4 protein-coding genes and 1 pseudogene are annotated in these 4581 nt (G+C 60.4%); 3 read left to right on the forward strand and 2 right to left on the reverse strand.

All coding sequences use genetic code 11. From position 1 onward, the window contains the following. On the reverse strand, window positions 1-1056 hold a 1056-nt coding region (locus L9Z73_RS25815; protein WP_247407217.1), incomplete at its 3' end, for a methyl-accepting chemotaxis protein. Window positions 1057-1162: 106 nt separating this feature from the next. Then, a complete protein-coding gene (locus L9Z73_RS25820) occupies window positions 1163-1495 on the reverse strand; it encodes a DUF2790 domain-containing protein (protein ID WP_247407218.1) in 333 nt (110 codons plus the stop codon). Window positions 1496-1720: 225 nt separating this feature from the next. On the opposite strand from L9Z73_RS25820, the gene L9Z73_RS25825 reads away from it, so the two are divergent. The 3 genes and pseudogenes from L9Z73_RS25825 to L9Z73_RS25835 form a co-directional block, all read left to right on the forward strand. Next, a complete protein-coding gene (locus tag L9Z73_RS25825) occupies window positions 1721-3040 on the forward strand; it encodes an OprD family porin (protein WP_247407220.1) in 1320 nt (439 codons plus the stop codon). A gap of 340 nt (window positions 3041-3380) precedes the next feature. Beyond that, window positions 3381-4055, forward strand: coding sequence for a heavy metal response regulator transcription factor (locus L9Z73_RS25830; protein WP_247407223.1), 675 nt, complete (start codon window positions 3381-3383; stop codon window positions 4053-4055). Beyond that, a pseudogene (locus tag L9Z73_RS25835) lies at window positions 4052-4581 on the forward strand (heavy metal sensor histidine kinase); the annotation flags it as partial. The gene L9Z73_RS25830 and the pseudogene L9Z73_RS25835, both read left to right, overlap by 4 nt.

Consider the following 4581-nt stretch of genomic DNA (forward strand, 5'->3'; position numbering starts at 1 on the left):
CCCCTGTTCGCCGGCACGCGCCGCTTCGATGGCCGCGTTGAGCGCCAGCAGGTTGGTCTGTTCGGCGATGCCGCTGATGGTCTTGACGATGCTGCCGATCACTTGGGACTGGGCATTCAGCGCCTCGATGCCCTCGCCGGCCTGCTGCATGTGGTGGGCCAGCTCGCGCATCACGTCGACCGCCTGCGTCACTACCGTGGTGCCGCGCTGGGCACTGCTGTCGGTGTGCAGCGAGGTGCTGTAGGCAATGTTGGCCGCCTCGGCAATCGCGTGTTCACGGTTGACCTGCTCGGTGATCACGGTGGCGAACTTGACCACTTTGTACAGACGATCATTGGCATCCAGCACCGGGTTATAGGTGGCTTCAAGCCATACCGCGCGGCCATGGCTGTCCACGCGCTTGAAACGTGCCGCGACAAACTCGCCAGCGTTCAGGCGTTTCCAGAAGTTCTGGTACTCGGCGCTGTTGTATTCCGCCGGCTCGCAGAAAATACGGTGATGTTTGCCCTGGATCTGCGCCAGGCTGTAACCCATCGCATTGAGAAAACGCTCGTTGGCGGTGAGCACATGCCCGTCCAGGTCGAACTCGATCACGGCCGTGGAGCGCACCAGCGCGGAGATCAGGTTTTCGTGCTCGCGCGACGCCTCGATGGTGCGCGTGAGGTCGCTGGAGAACATCGAAATATGCTTGATGCGCCCGTCCGAGCCGCGCACCGGCTGCACGATCGAACGCAACCACGCTTCCTTGCCATTGCCGCGCAACAGGCGCACGGCACCGGCAAAGTGTTCGCCACGCACCAGTGCGTTCTTGAAGCGCTGCTGGAATTCGTCCTGACGCAGGTAGGCCGGCACCAGCTCGTCAACGGGCCGCCCCAGCAGTTGCGACATCGAGTAAGCCAGCGCCTGCAGGAAGTTGGCATTCGCCCACTCCACCCGGCCTTCGGCGTCCAGTGTCAGGCACAACATTTCGCTTTCCAGGCTTTCCTTGACCTGCTGCAAGCTGGACAACTCTTCGCGAAGAGCAGACAGCTCCTGCTTCAAACGGGTGTTGAACATGAGACACCGATGGTCATGAGAAAAGGACGGATCTGACCTGCATCGGCGTGGCCGGGGTTTTCTGAAGAGCGGTTCGATGCCCGGCGTGACTCTTTTTTTGCAGCGATCATCTGCCATTGTTTCGGCAGATACCCATCACTTGATATTCCAGGGTCTTGAGCTGGCCGCTGGCGTCTTCGTAGGTCATGCGCGAGGGCACGGGGCCGCATGCACGGACCGGTGGCGTCACGCTGACCACCTTGGCAATGTCCAGGGTCATGCCATAGCGATAGTTCTGCACCACCGGGGGCACCTTGCCCTCTCTGACCGCGTACTCGGCCATGGATTTTTCATTGCGCTCCATCATCAGCGCAAAGGTGCGATCACCGCCGCCTTCGGCCAACGCACCGAATGACAGGATGGCCATCAATACACCCACGCCAGCTTTATAAAAGTTCATTACTCATTCCTCGACTGAAAGTTCAGTGTCGAGACTAACGAAGCAACCCTGACGAGAGCTTCACCAAAAGATTACTTATTTGTTAGGTAACGCCGAGGTTCCAGAATTGTAATGTTCACGCCACGCAGCCGTTATCCGCAGTTTGCAACTATCAGCCCGGGCCAAATCAATAAGAACGCCCGCCTCCATAAGAAGCTGATAACTGCCAATACCAAGGAGCGAAACATGCGTATCCGTTATTACACCCTTCCCCTTTCACTGCTCGCCACACTGCCCCTGGCAGCGCTGGCCGTGGAAGACAAGCCCGAAGGCTTTATCGAAGGCAGCAGCGTGAAGGTGCTGGCACGTAACTTTTACTTCAACCGCGATGATCGCAAAGGCCAATCCAGCCCGACTGGCAACGGCTATTCAGAAGCCTGGGCGCAGGGGCTGATCGGCAAGTTCGAGTCCGGTTTCACCCAGGGCACCGTGGGTTTTGGCCTGGATGCGTTTGCCATGGTCGCGGTGAAACTCGATTCGGGCACCGGCCGCAGCGGCGGCAAGGGCTCGTTCGGCGTGTTGCCGGTGGACAGCGACAACCACCCCGAGGACAGCTACACCAAGGTCGGCGGCGCCGCGAAATTGCGCGTGCTGGACACGGTGATCAAGGCCGGCGACGTGTTCCCGCTCACCCCGGTGGTGGCCTACGGTGACTCCAGGGTGTTGCCGGAAAGTTTCCGTGGCGTCACCGTGCAAAACACCAGCCTCGAGGGCCTGAGCCTGCAGGGCGGGCGTCTGAGCGGCATGAGCCAGCCCAACGAAAGCGGCATGAACAAAGGCTTCGCGACGTTTTATGCGGGCCCGGTCGACTCGCCCTGGATCGGCTATTTCGGCGGTGACTATCAACTCAACAAACACCTCGGTTTCAGCCTGTACAGCAGCCGCCTGAAAGATGCCTGGGACCAGTACTACGTCGGCAGCGCCGCCAGTTACCCGCTGAGCGAGGATGTCTCGCTGTTCGGTGACGTCAATTATTACAAGGCCGTGGATGAGGGCAAAAAGCGCCTGGGAACCTTCGACAACAACATCTGGAGCGCCCGGCTCGGGGTGAAAGTCGGCGCCCACAGCGTGGCCGTGTCGCACCAGCGCAACAACGGCGACGACGACTTCGATTACCTGCGCCAGTCCGACTCGATCTTCCTCAACAACTCGATCCAGTACAGCGACTTCAACTCGCCCAAGGAGCGCTCATGGATGGTGCGCTACGACCTCGACATGCAGGCCTTCGGCATTCCCGGCCTGACGTTCATGACCCGCTATGCCAAAGGCACCGGTGCCGATTACAGCAACGCCAACGCGGTGTATATGCGCCGCGATGCCGCCGGCGATCCGCTCACCGATCAGCGCCGCTGGGAGCGCGATATCGAAGCCAAGTACGTGGTGCAGGCGGGCACATTGAAGGACTTATCGCTGCGACTGCGCCAGGCGAGCGTGCGCTCAAGTGCATTTGAGTCCGACCTGGAAGAAGTTCGGGTCATTATCGAGTATCCACTGGCGGCGCTCTAAGTAACGCTTACATTTACTTGCCGATGAAGTACATCTCTTCACAGGTTCAAATCTGTCAGAACTGTAATATCGGCCTCACCTTCTCGTTAAGTTGCAGTTTTTATACTGCTTATCGAACACATTCATCTCTGCAGCTTTTGTGTAGCTCCTTTGGAACGGAGATGAACTTTTACGCCCCGTATGGGGCGTTTTTTTTGCTCACCCGCACAGCGACGAATCGTCGCAGTTGCCTGACGCGGCTTGACCCTAAAGCTACTTCACGGTTCAGAGTTTTCCTACAGCCCACTCGCCGCCTCTATGCGGCCATGCCCCTCTCCGTTTTCTTTGAAGGTAAATCCCCATGCGTATCCTTGTGGTTGAGGACGAGCAGAAAACCGCCGATTACTTGCAGCAGGGCCTGACCGAAAGTGGCTACGTCGTCGATTGCGCCGCCAGCGGTGTAGACGGCCTGCACCTGGCCCGACAAAACGCCTATGAACTGGTGATCCTCGATGTGAACCTGCCCAACACCGACGGTTGGGAAGTGCTGGAACAACTGCGCCGCGACGGCAACCAGCGGGTCATGATGCTGACCGCCCGTGGCCGGCTGGCCGACAAGATCAAGGGCCTGGACATGGGCGCCGATGATTATCTGGTCAAGCCCTTCGAATTCCCCGAGTTGCTGGCCCGCGTGCGCACGCTGTTGCGGCGCAGCGAACACATCCCGCTGCCGGACGTGTTGCGCGTCGCCGACCTGGAACTCGACCCGCGCCGCCACCGCGCCTATCGCGGCACACGGCGGATCGACCTGACCACCAAGGAATTCGCCCTGCTGCACGTGCTGATGCGCCAGGCCGGTGAAGTGATGACCCGCACGCAAATCATCTCCCTGGTGTGGGACATGAACTTCGACTGCGACACCAACGTGGTGGAAGTCTCCATCAGCCGCCTGCGCGGCAAGGTCGATGACCAGAGTGAGGTCAAGCTGATCCACACCATTCGCGGCGTCGGTTACGTGCTGGAGGCGCGCCAATGAGGACCACCAGCTTGTCGATGCGCCTGGGCCTGACGGTCAGCCTGATGGGTGCCGGCCTGGTGGTGCTGTTGGCGACCCTGGCGTACCTGGCCTTGACCCACGAGTTGGACAAGCTCGCGCGCAAGGGCCTGGAAAACAAGCTGGAGCAGTTGGAGCACAGCCTGAGCCAGGGCCTCAAGCCCCGCGACATCAGCAGCCGCCCCCACTCACTGCTGGATCTGGTGATGGGCCACGACAACATCTACCTGACCATCATGGGCACCCAGGCCGATGCGCCGGTGCTGCTGAGCGTGGGCGCGAAACCCCTGCAGCCGCTGTTGCTGGACGTACCGGCCAGCAAGACCCTGGCCTACCTGAACTGGGTGGATGGGCATGGCGACCGCATCCTCAGCGCCACGCGCCTGGTGCCGTTGCACAGCGGCGAGAACGTGCGCGTGCTGCTGTCGCTGGACCGCTCCGATGATGAAGCGTTGCTCAGTGCCTACCTGCGCTCGACGGTGATCGCCCTGCCGCTGCTGCTGCAGGG

Source organism: Pseudomonas emilianonis, assembly GCF_023072625.1.
GTDB classification, from domain to species: Bacteria; Pseudomonadota; Gammaproteobacteria; order Pseudomonadales; family Pseudomonadaceae; genus Aquipseudomonas; species Aquipseudomonas paraveronii.

What these genes read in the sequence shown, in the direction of transcription:
- L9Z73_RS25825 (WP_247407220.1), top strand. Translation starts at nt 1,721, where the DNA reads ATGCGTATCCGTTATTACACCCTTCCCCTTTCACTGCTCGCCACACTG.
- L9Z73_RS25830 (WP_247407223.1), top strand. Translation starts at nt 3,381, where the DNA reads ATGCGTATCCTTGTGGTTGAGGACGAGCAGAAAACCGCCGATTACTTG.
- L9Z73_RS25820 (WP_247407218.1), bottom strand. Translation starts at nt 1,495, where the DNA reads ATGAACTTTTATAAAGCTGGCGTGGGTGTATTGATGGCCATCCTGTCA.